Raw genomic sequence first — 20635 nt, forward strand, 5'->3', positions numbered from 1 at the left:
GGCCGCGTCAGCGGACGCCGAGGAGGTGCTCCAGGGCGAGCTGGTCCAGGCGCTCGAAGTGGTAACCGCGCTCCCCGACCTCCGCCAGGTCGATCTCCTCCGCCAGGACGTCGGCCAGGCTCTCCTCCCGGCCCAGCGTCGGCACCGACAGCTCCGGCACGCGCGAGGCCTCCAGCGCGGCCACGACCTCCGGGTCCGCGCGGAACGCCGCGGCCTTCTCCTTGAGGATCAGGTAGTTGCGCATGCACGCCGAGGCGGACTCCCACACCCCGCTCATGTCCTCGGTCCGGGGCGGCTTGAAGTCGAAGTGCCGGGGGCCCTCGTACCCGGCGCTCTCCAGCAGGTCCACGAGGAAGAACGCCTCCTTCACGTCCCCCGCGCCGAACCTCAGGTCCTGGTCGTACTTCACCCCGCGCTGCCCGTTGAGGTCGATGTGGAACAGCTTCCCGGCCCACAGCGCCTGGGCCACGCCGTGCGTGAAGTTCAGCCCGGCCATCTGCTCGTGTCCGACCTCCGGGTTCACGCCCACCATCTCCGGGTGCGCCAGCTCGTTGATGAACGCCAGCGCGTGCCCGACCGTCGGCAGCAGCACGTCGCCGCGCGGCTCGTTCGGCTTGGGCTCGATCGCGAACCGCAGGTCGTAGCCCTGGTCGATGACGTATCCGCACAGGATGTCGAACGCCTCGCGCAGCCGGTCCAGGGCCGCGTGGTCGTTCTTGCCCGCCTCCGACTCCGCGCCGTCCATGCCGCCCCAGCACACGTAGGTCTCGGCGCCGAGGGACACCGCCAGGTCGATGTTGCGGATCACCTTGCGGATCGCGTACCGGCGCACGTCCCGGCTGTTGGAGGTGAACCCGCCGTCCCGGAAGACCGGGTGCGTGAACAGGTTCGTGGTCACCATCGGCACCGCGAGCCCGGTCTCCTCCAGCGCGGCCCGGAACCGCTTGAGGATCGCCTCGCGGTCGGAGTCCGAGCTCCCGGGCGGGACGAGGTCGTCGTCGTGGAACGTGATCCCGTGGGCGCCGAGGCCGGCGAGCGCGCGCACCGCGTCGGCGCCGTCGAGGGGGGGCCGCACCGCGTCGCCGAACGTGTTGACGCCGCGCCAGCCCACCGTCCACAGGCCGAAGGTGAACCTGTCCGCGGGCACGGGCCGGTAGTCGCTCATGACGTGTCTCCTGGGGGTAGGGGCCTCCGATCAGTTTGTCTAGACAGACAACTAAATGTCAACGGTGCGGCGGTCCGGTGTCGGGGGCCCTGTGCGGTCCGGTGGCGGGGGCGGCGCCGGGGCGCGGTCCCGCCCCCGCCCCGGGCGCCGGTCAGCCGGTGACCGGATGCCCGCGCAGGACGGCGACCCCGCCCCCCGGCAGGTTCAACCCCTTCGCCGACGCACCCGACAGCAGGTCCACGGCGTCAGGCCCCAACCCCAGCCGGGCCGGGTCGATGCGCCGGGGCCGGTCGTCGTGGTTGGTCACGAACACCCACGCCCCGTCCGGGCCGACCCGGCGCACCACGTCCAACCCGTCCTCGGGGAACGGGCCCGTGCCCGCCGCCTCGGAGACCACCCGGCCCAACCCGCGGTCCGAGAGCCGGGCCGACACGTACCAGGCCTCACCGGCCCCGTAGCGCCGCCGCGTCACGGCCGGGAACCCGTCCAGGGGCCCGCCCGCGTACCTGGCCACGGCCTCCGCCCCGGCCAGGTGGACGTGCTCGCTCCACGTCGTCACCTCCTCGCGGACCATCCCCAGGTCCATGCCGACCGTCTCCCCGGCGAACATCGGGTACATCTCCTCCACCCGCACCCCCAGCAGGTCCCGCAGCGCCCCCGGGTACCCGCCGGTCCGCACCGTCCCGGAGGGGTCGGCGAGCCCGCTCAGGTAGGTCACCACGAGGGTCCCGCCACCCTCGGTGTAGCGCGCCAACCGCTCAGCGGCCGCGTCCGACAGCAGGTACAGGGCGGGGACCACCAGCAGCGGGACCCGGGGCAGCTCCCGGTCGGGGCGCACGAAGTCCACCGTGCGGCCCGACCGCCACAGCACCCGGTGCACCTGGCGCACCGACTCCAGGTAGTCCACGCTCCGGGAGGGCAGCGACGGGCTTCCCAGCGCCCACCAGGACTCCGGGTCCCAGGTGACGGCGGCGTCCGCGACCACCTCCGCCTCGCTCGCCTCCGCCACACGGGGCAACAGGCTTCCCAGCTCGCACACCTCGCGGAAGATCCGCGAGTCCGGGCCGGCGTGCGGCACCATCCCCGAGTGCCACTGCTCCGCGCCGCCCCGGGAGGCCCGCCACTGGAAGAACATCGCCCCCCGCGACCCCCGCGCCACGTGCGCCAGGCTGTGCCGCACCGTCTCGCCGGGGCTCTTCGGGCGGGTCAGCTCGCCCGTGTAGGTCACACCCGCCGCCTGCTCCATCAGCAGCCACGGCCTGCCCCCTCCCGGGACCCGGGCCGCCCACGAGCGCGCCAGGTCGGCCGCGAACGCGGTCTGCTCCGCGCCGCCCTGCCCCGTCAGGCTGGGGTAGTCGTCCACCGCCACCAGGTCCAGGTGCTCCGCCCAGCGCCACGGGTCCACCGGCACCCAGTCCCCGAACGCCAGGTTCGTGGTCACCGGCACGTCCGGGCGCACCTCGCGCAGCACGTCGCGCTGGTCGAGGAAGTGGTCGAGCATCTCGTCGGACAGGAACCGCCGAAAGTCCAGCACGTGCGCCGGGTTCGGCAGGTACTGCGTGGCGCGCGGCGGCAGGATCTGCTCCCACTCCGAGTAGTGCTGGCTCCAGAACGCCGTCGTCCACGCCTCGTTGAGCCTCCCCAGGTCGTGGTGGTGCCTGCGCAGCCAGTCGCGGAACGCCCGCGCGGTGTGGTCCGAGTGCGACCACGACCCGTACTCGTTGTGGACGTGCCACATCCGCAGCGCAGGATGGCCCGCGTACCTCTCCGCCAGGGCACGCGCGATCCGTGCCGAAGCCTCCCTGTAGGCCGGGGCGCACACGTCGTAGGTGTCGCGGCTGCCGTGCGTGAGCCGGGTGCCGTCGGCGGTCACCGGCATCGCGTCGGGGTACGCGAGGGTGAACCACGGCGGGGGGGACGCGGTCGGCGTGGCCAGCGCGACGCCGATCCCGGCCTCGCCGAGCCTGTCCATGGTCCGGTCCAGCCACTCGAACCGGTACTCGCCCTCGCGGGGTTCGAGGAGGCCCCAGGAGAAGACGCCCACCGTCACCAGGTTGACCCCGGCGCGGAGCATCAGGTCGACGTCCTCCTCCCGGACCTTCTCGGGCCACTGCTCCGGGTTGTAGTCGCCGCCGAACCACAGCGGGGACGACGGGGCGGTACGGAAGACCGGGGCGGAGGGCGCGCCGGGAGAGGCCGCGGGCCGGGCCGGGGGCGCCACGGGGGGTGTGACGGGCGGGGTCGTGGGCGGCGCGGCCGCGGGCCGGGAGGAGGGAGGGACCGCGGCCGCCGGGGCGGGGGGCTGCGCGGCGGGAGGCGTTGCGGGCGGGGTGGAGGGCGGTGCCGGCGGCGGGGCCCCGTGCGGGCTTCCCGCCGGGGCGGGACGGTCCGGGGGAGGCGACGGCGGGGTGGGCATGGGGGCTCCTCCTAGGGTGGGCGCGGGCCGGTTCGGCGCGCGGGCCAACAAAGTATGGCGATACCGCGTCCCCCGGCGACACCCCCACGCGAGGAGCCCGCATGTTCGCGACACGTCAGGTCCGCACCCGCCACCCGGTCGCGGACTGGGAGGACGCGCTGGTCACCGGCAGCGGGCGCCTGGGCGCGCTCGTGCACTCCACGGCCGGCCGCACCCGCGTCACCCTCAGCCACGAACGGCTGTTCCTGCCCGTCACGGAGTCCCTGCCCGCCCCGCGGACCTCCCGGGTCCTGCCCGAGGTCCGGCGGCTCCTGCTCCGCGGGCGCTCACGGGAGGCCGCCGCGCTCATCGTCCGGACGGCGGCCGAAGAGGACCCCGGGTACGCGCAGACCCGGTGGATCGACCCGCTGGTGGGGGCGGCCGTGCTGTCGTTCGTCCCGCTCAGGCCGCGGTCGGGTCCGGTGGAGCGCCGGTGCGACCTGGACACGGGCCTGGTCACCGAGGACCTGCCGGGCGGTGTCGTGCACCGGGTCCTCGCCTCCCGCCCCGACCACGCGGTGGCCGTGGAGATCACCTCCGCCGGGGCGCTCACGGGCGCGGGACCCGGTGACGGCCCGGGGGCGGGCGACCGCGCCGGAGGCGGTGCGGCGGACCCCGGGTACGTGCCCGCCGCGGCCGTTTCCGAGGGCGGGACCGGCGGGGGCGGACTGGACGGGCTGTTGCGTCTCACCCTCCTGGAGGAGAGCCCGCCGGTCCGTCTGGCGGTGGAGTCCGAGACGGCCCCCGGGCTGATGGCGCTGCGCGTCGGCTTCCCCGAACGCCCGCCCGGAACCCTGCCGGGGTACACGGTGACCTGCGACGTCGTCGCCGAGGGCGGGAGCGTCCGCGTCGTGGAGGACGGCCTGGAACTCCGGGGCGCCACCCGCGTCAGGCTGCTCGCCCGCGTGCACGTGCCCGCCCCCGGGCCGCCACCGGCGCCGGGGCCCCCGTCCCGCCCGGGGCCCCCGTCCGACCACGGGGCCGTCGGCGTCCCCGGCGGCACTCCGGCCTCCGGTGCCCCCGGCGCTCCCCCCGCCGTGGACTTCGAGGGGATCCTCGCCCGCAACCAGGACGTGCACGGTGAGCTGATGGACCGGTTCCGGCTCCGCCTCGGCGGCTCCGGAGGACGCCCCGCCCCCGGGCGCGCCGGGAACCGCGACGGCGCCGCCGTCGGCGGGGCCGGCGGAGCGCCCCTCGGCGAGGACCTCCTGGAGGCGGGCCCCACCCCCGACCTGATCGCCCGCCTGGTCGACGCCGGACGGTACGCCGTCATCTCCAGCTGCGGCGACCTCCCGCCCACCCTCCAGGGGGTGTGGAGCGGCACCTACGACCCGCCGTGGCGTTCGGGGTACACCTTCGACGGCAACCTCCCCTCCGCCGTCGCCGCCCTCCACGCCACCGGCACGCCCGAGCTGATGACAGGCGTGTTCGACCTCCTCGACGGCATGGCCGACGACCTCGCCGAGAACGCCCGCCGCCTCCACGGCTGCCGGGGGGCGGTGCTCCCCGCGCACGCCTCCACCTCCGGGCGGCACAACCACTTCGGCCCCGAGTGGTGCCTCACCTGCTGGACGGCGGGAGCCGCGTGGATGTCCCGCCTCTACTGGGACCACTACTCCCACACCCGCGACCGCGCCTTCCTGCGGGACCGGGCCCTGCCCTTCCTCACCGCGGCCGGGGAGTTCTACGAGGACTTCGTCACCGCCGACGGCCTCGTCCCCTCCTACTCCCCGGAGAACACCCCCGGCGACGGTGACGGCCAGGCCGCCGTCAACGCCACCATGGACGTCGCCGCCGCCCGCGACCTGGCCCGCAACCTCGTACGCGCCCACCGCGTCCTCGACGGGTCCGCGCCCGGAGGCCGTAGGAACCGCGGCGCCCGCCGCTGGCTGGAGCTCGGGGCCCGCCTGCCCGGCTACCGGGTCGCCCGCGGCGGTGAACTCGCCGAGTGGGCCGGACCCGCGGCCCCCGGGGCGGTCGAGCAGACCGAGAACCACGCCCACCGCCACGCCTCCCACCTCTATCCGCTCTGGTACGAGACCGACCCGGCTCTCGCCTCGCCCCGCCTGCGGGCGGCGGCGGTCCGCGCGGTCCGCGCCCGCCTCGGATGGTGGCGCGGCCAGGAGGCCGACGAGATGGCGTTCGGCCTCGTCCAGCTGGGGCTGGCGGCGGCCAACCTGGGGCTGGCCGGGGAGGCGCACGAAACCCTCGGCCTGCTCGCCACCCGCTACTGGCGGCCCACCCTGGTCCCCACCCACAACAGGGGAGCGCTGTTCAACGTGGACATCGGCGGCGGGTTCCCGGCGGTCGTCGCCGCGATGCTCGTCCGCTCCTGCGAGGGCCGCCTGGACCTCCTTCCCGCACTGCCCCCGGACTGGCCGGGCGGACGGGTCGAGGGCCTGCGGGCGCGCGGCGGGATCATCGTCGACAGCCTCGACTGGGAGGGCGGCGCGGCCCGCGCCGAGCTGCGCTCGGTGGAGCCGCGCACCGCCGTGGTCGGCCTCCCCGACGGGACCCGGCGCACGGTCCGGGTCGGACCGGAACGGGCCGTCGGGGTCGTCTTCCGGACGGGGGTCGGCCACGGCCCCGCGGGCGCCTCCCCGGGCCGCTCCGGGCCGCGCCCCTGAGGGGGAGGGGCCGGCGCCGGAGGCGCCCGCCGTCCCGGCGCGGGGCCCGCGGGCACTCCGTCCACGTGTCCCCAGGACCGGCGGGGCCGGGCGAGGGGAAGCGGTTCCGCGCCGTAGTCGAAGCGCTTCGAAATTAATGCCACAACACCCCTTGCCGCTACTTGGTCGCCTCATCAGACTCATGGTGAATTCGCGCCTGCCCCCGGGCCCCGGATTTCCCGGCGGCGGACGTTTCCCCCCACCGAGGAGCCCGCACATGCCTCCGCACCCGTCCGGACCCGCCGGACCCCCCGAACCGTCCGAACCCCCCGAACTCTCCACCCGCTCGCGGCGGTTCCTGGCCGCCGCCGCCGCGACGGTGTTCGCCGCGACGGCCGCCGCGGCCGCCGTGACCACCGCCGACGCCGCCCCCTCCGGGCCGTCCCCCGCACAGGACGCGTACACGTGGGACAACGCGCAGATCGCCGGCGGGGGGTTCGTCCCCGGCATCGTCTTCAGCGAGACCGAACCCGGCCTGGCCTACGCCCGCACCGACATCGGCGGCGCCTACCGCTGGGACACCGCCACCGAGCGCTGGGACCCCCTGCTCGACTGGGTGGGCTGGGACGACTGGGGCTGGACGGGCGTGGTGAGCATCGCCACCGACCCCGTCGACCCCGACCGCGTCTACGCGGCCGCGGGCACCTACACCAACGACTGGGACCCGAACAACGGGGCCATCCTGCGCTCCGACGACCGGGGCGAGACCTGGGAGGCCACCGAGCTGCCGTTCAAGCTCGGCGGCAACATGCCCGGTCGCGGCCTGGGCGAACGCCTCGCCGTGGACCCCAACGACAACAGCATCGTGTACTTCGGGGCCCGGGGCGGCCACGGGCTGTGGCGCAGCACCGACTTCGGTGTGACCTGGGCCGAGGTGGAGGAGTTCCCCAACCCCGGCGACTACGTCCAGGACCCCTCCGACGGCACCGGGATGGCGAGCGACGTCACCGGGGTCACCTGGGTCGTCTTCGACCCGTCCAGCGGCACGCCCGGCGAGCCCACCCAGGACGTCTACGCGGGCGTCGGGGACCTCGACGACCCCCTCTACCGGAGCCGGGACGGCGGACAGAGCTGGGAACCCGTCCCCGGGGCGCCCACCGGGTTCCTGCCCGCGCACGCGGTCGTGGACCACGAGGGCGGACAGCTCTACCTCGCCACCACCAGCACGCCCGGCCCCTACGACGGCGACTCCGGCGACGTGTGGCGGCTCGACACCGCCGGCGGCGGGTGGACGCGCATCAGCCCCGTGCCCTCCGACTCCGCGGACAACTACTTCGGCTACGGCGGACTCACCGTCGACCGGCAGGACCCGGACACGCTGATGGTCGCCACCCAGATCTCCTGGTGGCCGGACATCCAGATCTACCGCAGCACCGACCGGGGCCAGACCTGGACCCAGGCATGGGAGTACAGCTCCTACCCCGAGCGCGAGACCCGCTACGACATGGACATCTCCACCGCGCCCTGGCTCGACTGGGGAGGCGCCGGGACGCCCCCGGAGACCCAGCCCAAGCTCGGCTGGATGACCCAGGCCATGGCCATCGACCCGTTCGACTCCGACCGGTTCATGTACGGCACCGGCGCCACCGTCTACGGCAGCGACAACCTCACCAACTGGGACGACGACACCGTCTTCGACATCGAGGTGAAGGCCCACGGCATCGAGGAGACCGCCGTCAACGACCTGATCAGCCCGCCCGAGGGGGCGCCCCTCCACTCGGCGATGCTCGACCTCGGCGGCTTCACCCACGAGGACCTGGACACCGTCCCGGACCGGATGTTCCACGAGCCCCACTGGGGCGCAGGGACCGCTCTCGACTTCGCCGAACTCGCCCCCGCGACCATCGCGAGGGTCGGCGGCGGAGCGGACGACGCCGCCATCGGCCTGTCCACCGACGGCGGCGACAGCTGGTGGGCGGGACAGGAGCCCGCCGGGGTGACCGGAGGCGGCACGGTCGCGGTCGGGGCCGACGGCTCGTCGATCGTCTGGAGCCCGGACGGGACGGGGGTGCACGTGTCCACCACGAGCGGTTCGTCGTGGACGGCCTCCACCGGGGTCCCGGCCGGGGCCCGGGTCGAGGCGGACAGGGTGGACCCGGACGTGTTCTACGCGGTGGCCGGGGGGACCTTCTACACCAGCACGGACGGAGGGGCCGCCTTCACGGCGCGTTTCGACGGCCTGCCCGCCGAGGGCAACATCCGCTTCGGAGCGGTGCCCGGCCACACCGGGGACGTGTGGGTCGCCGGAGGGGCCGGCGACGACTACGGGATGTGGCGCACCACCGACACGGGCACGTCCTTCGAGCGCGTCGGGGCGGTGGACGAGGGCGACGCGGTCGGCTTCGGCGCCCCCGCGCCGGGGTCCGACTACCCGGCGGTCTACACCAGCTCGCGGATCGACGGCGTGCGGGGGATCTTCCGCTCCGACGACGCGGGCGCCACCTGGGTCCGGATCAACGACGACCGGCACCAGTGGGGCTGGACGGGGGCCGTGGTGACAGGTGACCCGAACGTCTACGGCCGGGTCTACATCGGCACCAACGGCCGGGGCATCGTCTACGGCGACCCGGCCTAGCGCAGGGGGCGCGGGGGCCGGGGAACGCTCCCCGCCCCGCGCCTCTGCCACACCACGACGGCAACGGATGTACATGCAGTACATTGGTGGCATGAACGAGCCAGTGACAGCCACGATGTCGGAGGTGCGCAGACACCTCGCCGACACCATCGACCGTGCCCGCCACGACCGCACACCGACCTTCATCACCCAGCGGGGCAGGACCACAGCGGTCCTGCTCGACGCCGACGAGTACCGCCGCATGCTCCACATCGTGCGGTCGGCCGAGGACGCGTGGCTCCACCGGCTCGCGGACGAGGCCGAACGCGAGGGACGGGAGCAGTCCGTCTCCCTGGAGGAGATGGCCGCTCAGCTCGCCCGAGGGGACACGTGATCAGGCACCTCACCCGCTTCACGCCCGCGGCCCAGCGCAGGATGCGCGGGATCCCCCGTGACGAGGCCGTCCGGATCCTGCGCCGACTGTCCGAGCTCCAGCACGCCCTCGACGACGGTGACACCAGTGCTCTGGACATCAGGCCCCTGTCGGGCCACCAGGGCCGGTGGCGACTGCGCGTCGGCGCCTACCGCGCCGTCTACACCCTGGACAAGGACGACGACGGTCAGCCGATCGTGTGGGTCTGGGGCATCACGGTCGGCGATCGCCGGGACGTCCACCGGCAGGACCTCTGAAGCCGCTCAGGGCTCTCGGGCGATCCGCGCCCGGCGCGCCCGTCCGGCCGGGACGGGCGCGCCGGGGCCCCGCTAGCCCTTGACGGCGCCGATGATGACGCCCTTCGTGAAGTGCTTCTGCACCAGGGGGTAGATGAACGTGACCGGCACCAGGGCCACCACCACGATGGCCATCTGGATGGCCAGGTTGGGCGCCGACGCCGTCCCCTGGACCGCGTCGCCGACCACCGAGCTCGAACTGATCTGCTGTCCCTGCTGGACGTACTGCCGCAGCACCAGCTGCAGCGGCCACCTGGCGTTGTCGTTGATGTAGAGGATCGCGTTGAAGAAGGCGTTCCAGTAGCCCACCGCGTAGAACAGCCCGACGACGGCGGTGACCCCCTTGGACATGGGCAGGACCAGGCGGGTCAGGATCGTCCACTCGCCGGCCCCGTCCACCCGGGCGCTGTCGGCGATCTCCCCCGGCAGGTTCATGAAGAACGCGCGCATCACCACCAGGTTGAACGCGTTGACCGCCGTCGGCAGGATCAGCGACCAGTAGCTGTCGATCAGTCCGAGGTCGCCGACCAGCAGGTACAGCGGGATCATGCCGGGTGCGAACAGGAACGTCAGCAGGACCGCGAACAGCAGCGGCCGGTGCCACAGCGAACCCGGCTGGGACAGCCCGTACGCGGCCAGGACCGTGGCGGCCAGGCTGACGGCGGTGCCGACCGCCGTCACCCCCAGGCTCACCAGCACCGCCCGGGACACGACGCCGCCGCCGAACAGGTCGGCGTAGGCCTGGAGGGAGAAGCCCTGGGGCACCATGACGAGCCCGCCCGCGGCGTTCACCGCGGAGGCGGGGGACAGGCTGGTCAGGACCACGACGTAGAGGGGGAAGACGATGACGGCCGCGATCGCCGCCAGCGTGGTGTTCTTCGCTGCGCGGGCGGGGAGGCTCGGGCGTTCCGCCCACACGGGGCGGTCCTTGAACAGTGTGCTCATGCGCGTCGGTAGATTCCGTTTTCGCCCATCTTGTGGGCCAGCTTGTTGGCCAGCAGGATCAGGACCAGGCCGACGACGCCCTTCACGAGGCCCGCGACCGCTCCCGCACTGAAGTTCCCCGTGACCAGTGTCTGGTGGTAGATGAAGGTGTCCAGCACCTCGGAGACCTGCGCGCCGAAGGCGTCCCTCTGCAGGTAGAACTGCTCGAACCCGACGTTGAGGATGTCGCCGATCTTGAGGATCAGCAGCAGGACGATGACGGGCCTCAGGCCCGGCAGGGTGATGTGCCACATGCGCTGCCAGCGGTTGGCGCCGTCCACGGCCGCCGACTCGTAGAGGTTCTGGTTGATGGCGGCCAGCGCGGCGAGGAAGATGATCGTCCCCCACCCCGCGTCCTTCCAGACCATCTGGGAGGTGACCACGAACAGGAACGCGTCGGGGTCGCTCATGATCTCCAGCGGCGCGTACCCGTTCTGCCGCAGGAGCTGGGAGAACAGCCCGGCCCCGCCCAGGATCTGCTGGAACAGGGTGACGACCAGGACCCACGAGAAGAAGTGCGGCATGTAGACGATGCTCTGGAGGAGCAGCCGCAGCCTCGGCGTCATGACGCTGTCCAGCAGGATCGCCAGCGCGATGGGGATCGGGAAGAAGAACACCAGCTGGACCGCGGCGATGACCAGGGTGTTGCCTGCGGCGCTCCAGAAGCGCGGGTCGGTGAACAGCCGCTCGAACTGGGCGAACCCGACCCACGGGCTGCCGAGGAGGCCGTCCCAGGGGTTGTACTCCTGGAACGCGATGACGTTGCCGAGCGTCGGCGCGTAGTGGAAGACGGCGAGCAGCCCGAGCGCCGGGACCGTCATCAGCAGGAGCTGCCAGTCGCGGCGCAGCCGGGCGCGCAGCGGCGCGCGGGTCGGGCGCCTCACGTCGGGGACGGTCCGGGCCCGTGCCCTGCCCCCGCGTTTCCGGGACGCGGGGGCCGCCGTCCGCGGCGTGCTCGGATCCCGGCCGGACCCGGGGCCGTGCGCGGCGCCGCGCCGGAGGCCGTCCACGGGGGCGCCGGTCCGCTCAGTCACGGCCGTGCTCCTGGAGGACCCCCATGTAGAACTCCCGGCCCTCGTCCCCGCCGTCGCGCCGCCAGTCCGCGACGGCCCGGTCCAGCTGTCCGAGGTCCTCGCGCCCGCGGATGATGTCCTCGACCTTGTCGGTCATGGGGGTCTCCGCACCGGAGAAGCGCTCGGGGCGCTGGATGCGGATGCCCGCGAACGGGTCCTCCTCGGTGAACTGGGCGGCGTGGTTGTACCAGGTGGTCTTCCACTCGACGAAGTCCGGGTACTGGCTCTCGGTGATCGCCTGGGGGCGCCCGCTCAGGAAGTAGTAGCCGTCGTTGACCTCGCCGTTGCCCAGGTCGGTCAGCTGGGGCGCCCCCCGGTCGGAGCGCTCGTGGTGGACGCCCTCCTCGCCGTACCGGTAGTCCATGTACTCCTGGGTGCCGAACGGCGCCGCGCAGAAGTCGAGGATGCCGAGGACCTCCTCGATCTGCTCCGGCTCCATCCCCCTGCGCACGAACACGGACTGGGCGGAGGGGTCCGCGGTGTGCATGACGGGGTCCCGGCCGGAGTCGCCGAACACCGGCATCAGGTCCAGGCGGAAGCCGGGGTGGTCGCCGAGCATCGCCGCGTACGCCTCGTGCCAGGCGCCGATGCCGTCCTGGTTGAAGACGATCTGACCGGAGTTGAGCAGCTCCTTGGAGTTGTCGGCCTGGGCGACGACGTCGGGGTGGACGAGTCCGGCGTCGAAGATCCTGCGCATGTACTCGACGCTCGCCCGCCACTCGTCCGTCTCGAACATGTGGATGAGCTCGCCGTTCTCGTAGCGCCACTGCTTGGGGGCGCCGAACACCTGGCGGATGCTGAGGTTGAAGTCGCCGAACGCCCACCGGTTGCCGTCGGGGTCGTTGATCTCCTCGCCGATCGCGAACAGGTCGTCCGGGCTGGTGGGCGGCTCCAGGCCGTACTCCTCCAGCAGGTCGCGCCGGTACAGGACCCAGTTGCTGAACGGCTCGGACGGCCAGGGCACGCCCTGGAGCTGCCCGTTGAAGACGTTCCAGCGCCAGGCGTCGCTCTCCAGGTTGGCCAGCAGGGGGTAGGCGGCGGCAGCGTCGCCGGCCAGGTACGGGGTCAGGTCCTCGAAGAGTTCGCCCACGGCCCGGTTGAACTGGGGGATCAGGTTGATGACCCAGTCGGGGAACATCGTGATGTCGGCGACGTCGCGTCCGGCGATCACCGCGTTCATCTTGTCGATGATCGTGTTGCCGTCCTGGAAGTTGAACCTGACCGTCGAGCCGAGCCGGCCGTTGACGTGGTCGAAGAACGAGTTGTTGCCCAGCCCCGGGGGGATCGGCCCCCACATGGGGGTCATCGCCGTGTACTCGCCGCCGCGTCCCCGCGGCTCGGACACCGCCCGGAGGAACGTGTCGGGGTAGGCCGTGAACCCGGAGGGCGCGCCGTGCAGCCCCTCGATGTCGGGGGAGACGCCCTCGAAGGGGATGTAGGTGGGGATCAGGTCGTCCAGGGAGGTGGCGGCCGCGGCGGAGCCGCCGCCTCCGCCGCCCGATCCCGACGAGCAACCGGAGAGCACGCCCGCCGAGAGGGCGGCCGCGGTGGAGGCTCCCATGAGGCCGAGGAAGCGCCGGCGGCCGGGCATGGGAAGCAGGGGGGTGGGGGGCATAGCGTCGTTCCTTCGGTCGAGCAGGCCGGAGCCCAGGGGGGTAGGAAACGAAGGGCCATTTTGCTATGAATTAGTTGGCCGTTTAGACAAACAAATTACTGCACTGTGATGTGGCACACAAGATCCCTTCGACGTCGAAGTCGAAGCGGTTCGATTTCGAGGGGCATTGCCTCCGCGCACGAGAGACGGAACCCCCATGAGCACGCATGCGACCGTCCCGCCCCACCGGGACCCCGGCCTCCCCGACGAACTCCGCCTGGACGACCTGCTCAGCCGCCTCACCACCGACGAGAAGATCGGGCTCCTGCACCAGCACCAGGCCCCCGTCGAGCGCGTCGGCCTCGGCCCCTTCCGCACCGGCACCGAGGCGCTGCACGGCCTGGCCTGGCTCGGCCCGGCCACCGTCTACCCGCAGGCCCTCGGCCTCGCCAGCGCCTGGGACCCCGACCTGCTCCGCCGGGTCGGGGAGGCCACCGCCGACGCGGTGCTCGCAAGCCTGGACCGGGGGGCCGGACGCAACGTGTGGGCGCCCGTGGTCAACCCCCTGCGCGACCCCCGCTGGGGGCGCAACGAGGAGGGGTACTCCGAGGACCCGTGGCTGACCGGCCTCCTGGCGACCGCCCACGCGCGCGGCCTCGCCGGGAACGGCGCCCGGCTCCGCACCGCGCCGACCCTCAAGCACTTCCTCGGCTACAACAACGAGGAGGACCGCTGCGTCACCTCCAGCGACCTGCCGCCCCGGGTCCTGCGCGAGTACGAGCTGCCCGCGTTCCTGCCCGCACTGGAGGACGGGGCGGCCGTCGCCGTCATGCCCTCCTACAACCTGGTCAACGGGCGTCCCGCCCACCTGAGCCCGCTCATCGGCGAGATCCTGCGCCCGGCCGCCCCGGACCACGTCCTGGTGGTCAGCGACGCCTACGCCCCCGCCAACCTGGCCGGGCTCCAGGCCTTCCACCCCGACCCGCCGACCGCCTACGCGCACGCCCTCCGCGCCGGGGTCGACAGCCTCACCCAGGACGACGACCGCCCCGACGGCCCCCTCGGGCACGTCCGGGAGGCGCTGAGGCGGGGACTGCTCACCGAGGCCGACATCGACCGGGCCGCCCGCCGCGTGCTGTCGATCCGGCTCAGGCTCGGCGAGTTCGACCCCGCCCACCCGGCGGGCCCGGACGGCGGGGGCGACCCGGGCGCCGGGGACCGCGCAGAGGGGGGCGGAGGCGCCGCGGAGCGGCCGGGCGGGGCCCAACCCGCCGGCGCGTACACGGACGACACCCCCGCGCACCGGGCGCTCGCCCGCGAGGCCGCCACCCGCTCCTTCGTCCTGCTCCGCAACGACGGGCTGCTGCCGCTGCGCGGCGTGCGCCGTGTCGCCGTCATCGGCCAGCTCGGCGACACCGTGCTGGAGGACTGGTACAGCGGCACCCTGCCCTACGCCGTCACCGCGCGGGCCGGCATCGCCGAACGGGTAGAGACCGTCTTCTGCGAGGGCGCCGACCGGATCACGCTCGACACCGACGGCGGACGGGTGCTCGCCCCGGCCGGCGGCGGGCCCCTGGAGGTGGCCGCCCCCGGACAGGGGGACGGAACCGGCTTCGACCTCCTGGACTGGGGCGGCGGAGCCCGCGCGCTGCGCTCCGCCGGGACCGGCCTGTACGTGGACGAGCAGCCGGACGGCACCCTCGCCTGCACCGCGCCCGGACCCGGGACCTGGGAGGTCCGCCAGACCTTCCGGTTCGAGGAGCGCGCCGACGGCCTGGCCTGCCTCGTCCAGGTCCACAGCGGACGCCGTGTCGCCGTCGGCGCCGAAGGGGTCCTCCGGCTCACCGACGACCCCGCCGGGGCCGCCGGGTTCCGGGTCACGGGGCTGGGCACGGGGGCGGCGGAGGCCGCCCGGGCCGCCGCGTCCGCCGACGCCGCCGTCGTCGTCGCGGGCGACCACCCGATGGTGAACGGGCGCGAGACCGAGGACCGGACCGACCTCGACCTGGCCGCCGCGCAGGAGCGGGTCCTGCGCGCCGTGCACGCCGCCAACCCGGCCACCGTGCTGGTGCTCAGCAGCGGCTGCCCGTTCGGCGTCACCTGGGCCGACGACCACCTTTCCGCGATCCTCTGGTCGGCCCACGGGGGCCAGGAGTACGGGAACGCCCTCGCCGACGTGCTCTTCGGCGACGCCGAGCCCTCCGGCAGGCTCACCCAGACCTGGTACCGGTCCGCCGACGACCTCCCCGGCCCGCTCGACTACGACATCATCGGCGCGCGCGGCACGTACCTGTACTTCGAGGGGGACCCCCTCTACCCGTTCGGTCACGGCCTCGGCTACACACACGTCGAGTACGCGGCCCCCGCCGTCACGGTCGACGGCGGCCGGGTCACCGTCACCGTCATGGTCGTCAACACCGGACCCCGCCCCGCGGACGAGGTCGTGCAGGTGTACACGCGGCAGCTGGCCTCCCGGGTGCGGACCCCGCTGCGCGCGCTGCGCGGCTTCACCCGTGTCCGCGTCGAACCCGGCGGCGGCGCCGTGGCCACGGTGTCGTTCGACGTGGAGGACCTCGCCCTGTGGGACACCACCCGCGACAGGTTCGTCGTCGAGGAGGCGCCGCGCGAGGTGCTCGTCGGGCGCTCCGCCACGGACATCCGGACCACGGCCGCCCTGAACGTCCCGGGGGAGGCCATCCCTCCCCGCGACGCGTACGCACCGTGGTCGGCCACCGGGTACGACGAGGCCCGGGGCACCGCGCTGTGCCCGCTCACCCCCGAACGCGGCGACGCGGTGCGGGCGCGGGCGGACGGCGCCTGGGCGGCGTTCCACGACGTGGACCTCGGCACGGGGGCCGCCGCCTGCCACCTGTCGGTCAACGCCGGACACGCCGCCACCGTGCGCCTGCGCCTGGACGACCCCGGCGACGGGCCGACCCTCGCCGTCGTGGACGTTCCGGCGGACCAGGACCGCTACGGCTTCACGGCCGTCCGCGCGCCCCTGGTCCCCGACGGCGTGCCCGCCCGCGGGATCCGCGACGTCTACCTGGTGTTCGAGCGCTCCGGCACGGCGGTCGCCACCCTGGGGTTCTCGCGGGACTGACACCGGGCGGGACCCGCCGCCCGGCGCCCCGGCCCGGGGACGGACGCGTCCGTCCCCGGGCCGGGCCGGGGCGGTCGCCGGACGCGTCCCCGCGGGGACGCGTCCGCGGAGCCGCCCGCGGGTCAGTGGGACCGCCTACGAGCCGCCCGGGACCGCCGCCGTCCGGGCGGCCCCCGGCGCGGGGAGCGGCAGCAGGCCGACGTCGAGCGCGTGGATCATCGAGGCGGCCGCGCCGCGGGCCGCCGCGCTCAGGCCCAGGGCCGACAGTTCGATCCGGCAGCCGCCCGCCCCCGGAGCGAACACGTTCGCCACGACCTCCGCGCGGCAGCCGGGCAGCAGCCACGGTCCCATCGGCACGAAGTACCCGCCCAGCAGCACCACGCTCGGGTTGGTGACGTTGACGAGCGTCGACAGCCCCCGGCCCAGCCACATGCCCGCCCGCTCCAGCGCGCCCACGGCGACGCCGTCACCGCTTCCGGCCCGCTCCACCGCCACCGACACCAGTTCCGCGACGTCGCTCCCCGACAGGGGGCGGTCCGGCACGCGGTCGGGCACGGCCTCGCGCACGATCGCGCCGATGCCCGCCAGCGACTCCAGGCAGCCGCGGCGTCCGCAGGCGCACTCCGGGCCGTCCGGGGCGAGCGCCAGGTGGCCCACCTCGCCCGCGAACCCGCCCGCGCCCCGCAACAGCTCGCCGCCGGCCAGGATGCCCGCGCCGATCCCCACCTCGCCGGTCACGTACGCCAGATCCGGCGTGCCCGCGAAGGACCCCACCCGGTACTCCGCCATCGCCGCCAGGTTCGCGTCGTTGTCCACGTGGACCGGCACCTCACCCGCCCCCGCCGTACGCAGCAGGTCCTCCACCCGGTCCCGCAACCGCACGCCCTGCCAGCCCAGGTTGGGCGCGCGGGTGACGGTCCCCGCGGGCGCGTCGATCAGCCCCGGCACGGCCACACCCGCCGCCACCACGGCGCGCCCGCTGAGCTGCGGGGACTCCATGGTCTCCCGCAGCGTCCGCGCGATGCGCCGCGCGCACGCCTCCGGCCCCGCCGAACGCGCGTCGAAGGGGACGTGGCGGCCCACGAGTTCGTTCCGCAGCAGGTCCACGGCGACCACCGACAGGTAGTCGACGTTGACCTCCAGGCCGACCGCGGCCACCGACGAGTCGTCCAGCGCCAGCAGCACGCCCGGACGGCCCACCCTCTGCCGCGAGGTCTCCCCGGTCTCCAGGACCAGCCCCCGCGCCATCAGGTCGGCGACCAGGCTGGACACGGTGGTCTTGTTCAGGCCCGTCGCGGACGCGACCGCCGAGCGCGAACACGGGGCCAGCTCGCGGACCGTGCGCAGCACGACGCCCAGGTTGGTCTCGCGGACCGTCTGGAAGCTGACCGTTCCCGAACCGACCGTCACCGGGTCCCCCTCGCGTCGCCGGCGCCGCGCGCCGTGCCCGGATCGTACAGGGGCCTCGGAGGGGGCGCGGAAAGCCGGTTGCGCCGTTCCCGGCCCTCTGGTGGAATCCCGACCATGGTTCCCCCCGACGTCTTCCGCGACCAGCCCGCGCTCCACGGGACGAAGGTCCGGCTCGTGCCCCTCGACGCCGAGAGCGGCGAGGCCCTGGTCGGTCCGACGGTGGACATGGACCCCGAGGTCCGCCGGTTCACGGGGACCCACCGCCGGTTCACCGAGGACGTGCTGCGGAGGTGGTACGCCACCCGCCCCGACCACCACGACCGCGCCGACTGGGTGATCGTGTCGCGGGAGGACGGGACGGCCGTGGGCGACTGCGCGCTCCTCGGACTCGACCCGGACAACGCCTGCGCCGGGTACCGGATCGCGCTCAACGACATGGCCTTCACCGGGAGGGGCTACGGGACCGAGGCCACCGGCCTGGTGCTGGAGTACGCGTTCACGGTGGCCGGTCTGCACCGGGTGGGCCTGGAGGTGTTCGCGTTCAACGCCAACGCCCAGAAGTCCTACGCCCGCTCCGGTTTCGTCAGGGAGGGCGTCCGGCGCAAGTGCCTGCGCTGGAACGGGGAGTGGCACGACGCCGTCCTCATGTCGGTCCTCGCCGAGGAGTACGAGGAGCAGCGCGCCTCCCGGGGGCGCTGAGGGGCGCGGGGCGTGCGGCGGCCGTCCCGGCCGGTCTCGTAGGCTCGTGCGCATGCCCGTACCTGACTTCCTCCTCGCGCTGCGCGACCACGTCGGCCACGGTCTCCTCCCGCTCGTGGGGGTCACGGGGGTGGTGATCGGCGAGAACGGCGACATCCTCCTGCACAGGCGCGCCGACGACGGCCGCTGGGCCGCGCCCGGCGGCATCCTCGAACCCGGGGAGCAGCCCGCCCGCGCGGTCGTGCGCGAGGTGTGGGAGGAGACCGGCCTGGAGGTCGAGGTCGAGAGGCTGGCCAGCGTGGTCGGCCAGGAGCCCCACACCTACCCCAACGGGGACCGGGTCCAGTTCCTCGACCTGGCCTTCCGCTGCCGCGTCGTCGGCGGCGCCCCCGACGCCGGTGGGGACGAGACCCTGGAGGTCCGGTGGTTCCCGCCGGACGCGCTGCCGGACATGTCGCAGCGCGTCCTCGACCGCATCGCGAACGCCCGCGCCGACGACCCCGCTCCGTACTTCGTCGTGTAGGGACTCCGGTCCCGGGCGCCCGGGCGCCGCGACACGCCGGAGGCGGGTCCACCGCCCCGGGCGGCCCGCGCCCCTAGGGTGTTCCGGGTCCGACACCGCCCGGCTGGGCGACCGTTTCGAGAGGCTTGACTTTCTCGAACAAGAGTTCGATAGGCTGCCCGCGTGAGTCTCCTGAACGAACACATCGACGTACGTTCCACCCGGGGCGGCACCCCCGCCCGGTTCACCTGGCGCGGTCGCACCTTCCGGGTGCGCAGGATCATCGGGGACTGGCCCGCCCGCCCCGAAGTGCCCGGAACACCCGCCACCCAGGTCCACCTGCTCCGCGTCTCGGCCGAGTCCGAGGCGGGGGAGCCCAGCATCATCGACATCACCCGCGACGTCGCGTCCGACCGCTGGACCATGCGCCGCCAGTGGAGCTAGGTGTACTGACCACGGAGGTTGGTAACACCCACCCCGCCTGACACATGACGAGAGGGCCTCCGGTGCCGGTGTGGACCGCGACGTCCGCACCGGCGTACCGGAAGGCCCTCGGCGCCCCACACCGCCTGTGGCGGCGCCCGTCCCACACCCGCCGGACGCCCGGCGTCGGCCCGATGCGCGCTCCTGGGCGGACGGCCGTCCCGACGGTCAGAGGAAGACGCGTCCGCGCCGGGTGCGGTCGCGGAGCGCCGCCATCCGCCGCGTGTTGCTGGGGCGGCGGATCAGCAGGTGGTACAGCAGCAGGGAGCAGCCCCGGTCGGTGCGGGCCCGGTCCGCCATCTCCCCCATGTTCACCCGGGTGTAGAGGCGGGCTCCCCCGGCGAGGAGCCTGACGGCGTGCGCCCCCTCGGGGAAGCGGGAGTAGGCGTGGTCGTCGGCGGTGTACTCCATCGCGCGGGACAGCGCCGAACCGAGCCCCGGGACGAGGTCCCCGCCGATCGTCGCCATCCGCCGCCAGAAACCGGTGTGGCCGGCGGCCACGTGGCCGAGCTGGTGGGCGACCAGGAACGCCAGGGCCTCCGGGTCGCGCAGCCCTCCACCGCCGTCGAACAGCGCGTCCGACAGCACGAGGTAGCGGCGCCGCCCGTGGCCGGAGGCGTCCGTCCCGCAGGGCCCGCCGCCGATCCGGACATACGCCTCGGGGGGTCTCGGCAGACCCATGTCGGCGGCCAGGGACACCACCGTCCGGTACGCCTCGGGGAACTGCGTCGGCGAGATCTTCACCGACTCCGCGCGGCGCCGGGCGTACAGCAGCCCCCGCGCCGCCCAGCACACCACGGGTACCGCCGCCAGCGCGCAGACCACGCACTCCCACGACCCCGTCGCCGACCACACGGTGCGGGCGAACACCGCGGCCATCACGAGGGTCACGGCCGCGCACGCCGCCAGCAGCGGTCCCTCCCACGGGTGCGCGGGTGTCGGCACGAGTTCCTCGTCCGCGTCGCACGGGACCAGGTCGGCGGAGCGGCCGGCCACCGGCGGGAGCCGCGCCCCCGCCCCGGTGGGCGCGGTGGGGCCGGGCGCGCCGCGGACCGGCCAGGCGGTGGCGCGGCCCTCCGGGCACGTCGGGTGGAACATCCTGCCTCCCCTCGGGTCACGGTCAGTGAGACAGCAGGGTCGACTACTCGCTGTGTTCAAATATTACTTTCCGCTTCCCCGGGGATGGGGTTCGTGCGCTACGGCGTGTCCGGAAGAGGC

Annotated in this window: 14 protein-coding genes and 1 pseudogene; 8 read left to right on the top strand and 7 right to left on the bottom strand. The window is 74.1% G+C overall.

Going from position 1 to position 20635, the window contains the following annotated elements; all coding sequences use genetic code 11:
• Positions 1–7 precede the first annotated feature (7 nt).
• Positions 8–1165 carry a xylose isomerase gene (gene xylA, locus ACFQBR_RS20165; protein WP_267947724.1) on the bottom strand — a complete coding sequence of 386 codons (1158 nt, stop codon included), beginning with the start codon at positions 1163–1165 and terminating at the stop codon, positions 8–10.
• Between the two features lie 151 nt (positions 1166–1316).
• Positions 1317–3308 (bottom strand): beta-galactosidase, encoded by a 1992-nt coding sequence (locus tag ACFQBR_RS20170; RefSeq protein ID WP_267950221.1) that lies wholly within the window; start codon positions 3306–3308, stop codon positions 1317–1319.
• Positions 3309–3682: 374 nt separating this feature from the next.
• Here ACFQBR_RS20170 and ACFQBR_RS20175 point away from each other — a divergent pair, with 374 nt between their 5' ends.
• From ACFQBR_RS20175 to ACFQBR_RS20190, 4 genes and pseudogenes are all read left to right on the top strand, one after another.
• Positions 3683–6247 (top strand): glycosyl hydrolase family 95 catalytic domain-containing protein, encoded by a 2565-nt coding sequence (locus ACFQBR_RS20175; RefSeq protein WP_378554092.1) that lies wholly within the window; start codon positions 3683–3685, stop codon positions 6245–6247.
• A gap of 256 nt (positions 6248–6503) precedes the next feature.
• Positions 6504–8858 (top strand): annotated as a pseudogene (locus tag ACFQBR_RS20180) (xyloglucanase); the annotation flags it as partial.
• 94 nt (positions 8859–8952) lie between these two features.
• Positions 8953–9234 (top strand): type II toxin-antitoxin system Phd/YefM family antitoxin, encoded by a 282-nt coding sequence (locus ACFQBR_RS20185; RefSeq protein ID WP_344176664.1) that lies wholly within the window; start codon positions 8953–8955, stop codon positions 9232–9234.
• Entirely contained in the window at positions 9231–9530 is a 300-nt protein-coding gene (locus ACFQBR_RS20190; RefSeq protein WP_344176661.1) for a type II toxin-antitoxin system RelE family toxin, read from the top strand. The genes ACFQBR_RS20185 and ACFQBR_RS20190 overlap by 4 nt, the downstream gene beginning before the upstream one ends.
• A gap of 72 nt (positions 9531–9602) precedes the next feature.
• Here the strand turns inward: ACFQBR_RS20190 and ACFQBR_RS20195 are convergent, their stop codons facing one another.
• From ACFQBR_RS20195 to ACFQBR_RS20205, 3 genes are read right to left on the bottom strand one after another with little or no spacing between them, the layout of a single operon-like run.
• Complete coding sequence (locus ACFQBR_RS20195; RefSeq protein WP_344176658.1) at positions 9603–10514, bottom strand: carbohydrate ABC transporter permease; 912 nt, start codon at positions 10512–10514, stop codon at positions 9603–9605.
• A complete protein-coding gene (locus tag ACFQBR_RS20200; RefSeq protein ID WP_378554167.1) occupies positions 10511–11563 on the bottom strand; it encodes an ABC transporter permease in 1053 nt (350 codons plus the stop codon). The genes ACFQBR_RS20195 and ACFQBR_RS20200 overlap by 4 nt, the downstream gene beginning before the upstream one ends.
• Before the next feature lie 16 nt (positions 11564–11579).
• Positions 11580–13241 (bottom strand): extracellular solute-binding protein, encoded by a 1662-nt coding sequence (locus ACFQBR_RS20205; protein WP_344176656.1) that lies wholly within the window; start codon positions 13239–13241, stop codon positions 11580–11582.
• A 196-nt stretch (positions 13242–13437) separates the two neighbouring features.
• Here ACFQBR_RS20205 and ACFQBR_RS20210 point away from each other — a divergent pair, with 196 nt between their 5' ends.
• Positions 13438–16323, top strand: coding sequence for a glycoside hydrolase family 3 C-terminal domain-containing protein (locus ACFQBR_RS20210; RefSeq protein WP_344176654.1), 2886 nt, complete (start codon positions 13438–13440; stop codon positions 16321–16323).
• A gap of 135 nt (positions 16324–16458) precedes the next feature.
• Here the strand turns inward: ACFQBR_RS20210 and ACFQBR_RS20215 are convergent, their stop codons facing one another.
• On the bottom strand, positions 16459–17733 hold the full coding sequence (locus tag ACFQBR_RS20215) for an ROK family transcriptional regulator (RefSeq protein WP_344176653.1): 1275 nt from the start codon (positions 17731–17733) through the stop codon (positions 16459–16461).
• Between the two features lie 114 nt (positions 17734–17847).
• Between ACFQBR_RS20215 and ACFQBR_RS20220 the strand changes: the two genes are divergently transcribed.
• The 3 genes from ACFQBR_RS20220 to ACFQBR_RS20230 all read left to right on the top strand — a co-directional run bounded on the left by ACFQBR_RS20220 (position 17848) and on the right by ACFQBR_RS20230 (position 19378).
• Positions 17848–18432: a GNAT family N-acetyltransferase gene (locus ACFQBR_RS20220; protein WP_344176652.1), complete on the top strand. Its 585-nt coding sequence runs from the start codon at positions 17848–17850 to the stop codon at positions 18430–18432.
• Between the two features lie 52 nt (positions 18433–18484).
• A complete protein-coding gene (locus tag ACFQBR_RS20225; protein WP_267947734.1) occupies positions 18485–18955 on the top strand; it encodes an NUDIX hydrolase in 471 nt (156 codons plus the stop codon).
• A 162-nt stretch (positions 18956–19117) separates the two neighbouring features.
• Positions 19118–19378, top strand: a complete 261-nt coding sequence (locus ACFQBR_RS20230) for a DUF6504 family protein (protein WP_267947735.1) — start codon at positions 19118–19120, stop codon at positions 19376–19378.
• Between the two features lie 207 nt (positions 19379–19585).
• Here the strand turns inward: ACFQBR_RS20230 and ACFQBR_RS20235 are convergent, their stop codons facing one another.
• Entirely contained in the window at positions 19586–20515 is a 930-nt protein-coding gene (locus ACFQBR_RS20235) for a M48 family metallopeptidase (protein ID WP_344176651.1), read from the bottom strand.
• Positions 20516–20635: the final 120 nt, after the last annotated feature.

Source organism: Nocardiopsis tropica, assembly GCF_042660575.1.
Taxonomy (GTDB): domain Bacteria; phylum Actinomycetota; class Actinomycetes; order Streptosporangiales; family Streptosporangiaceae; genus Nocardiopsis; species Nocardiopsis tropica.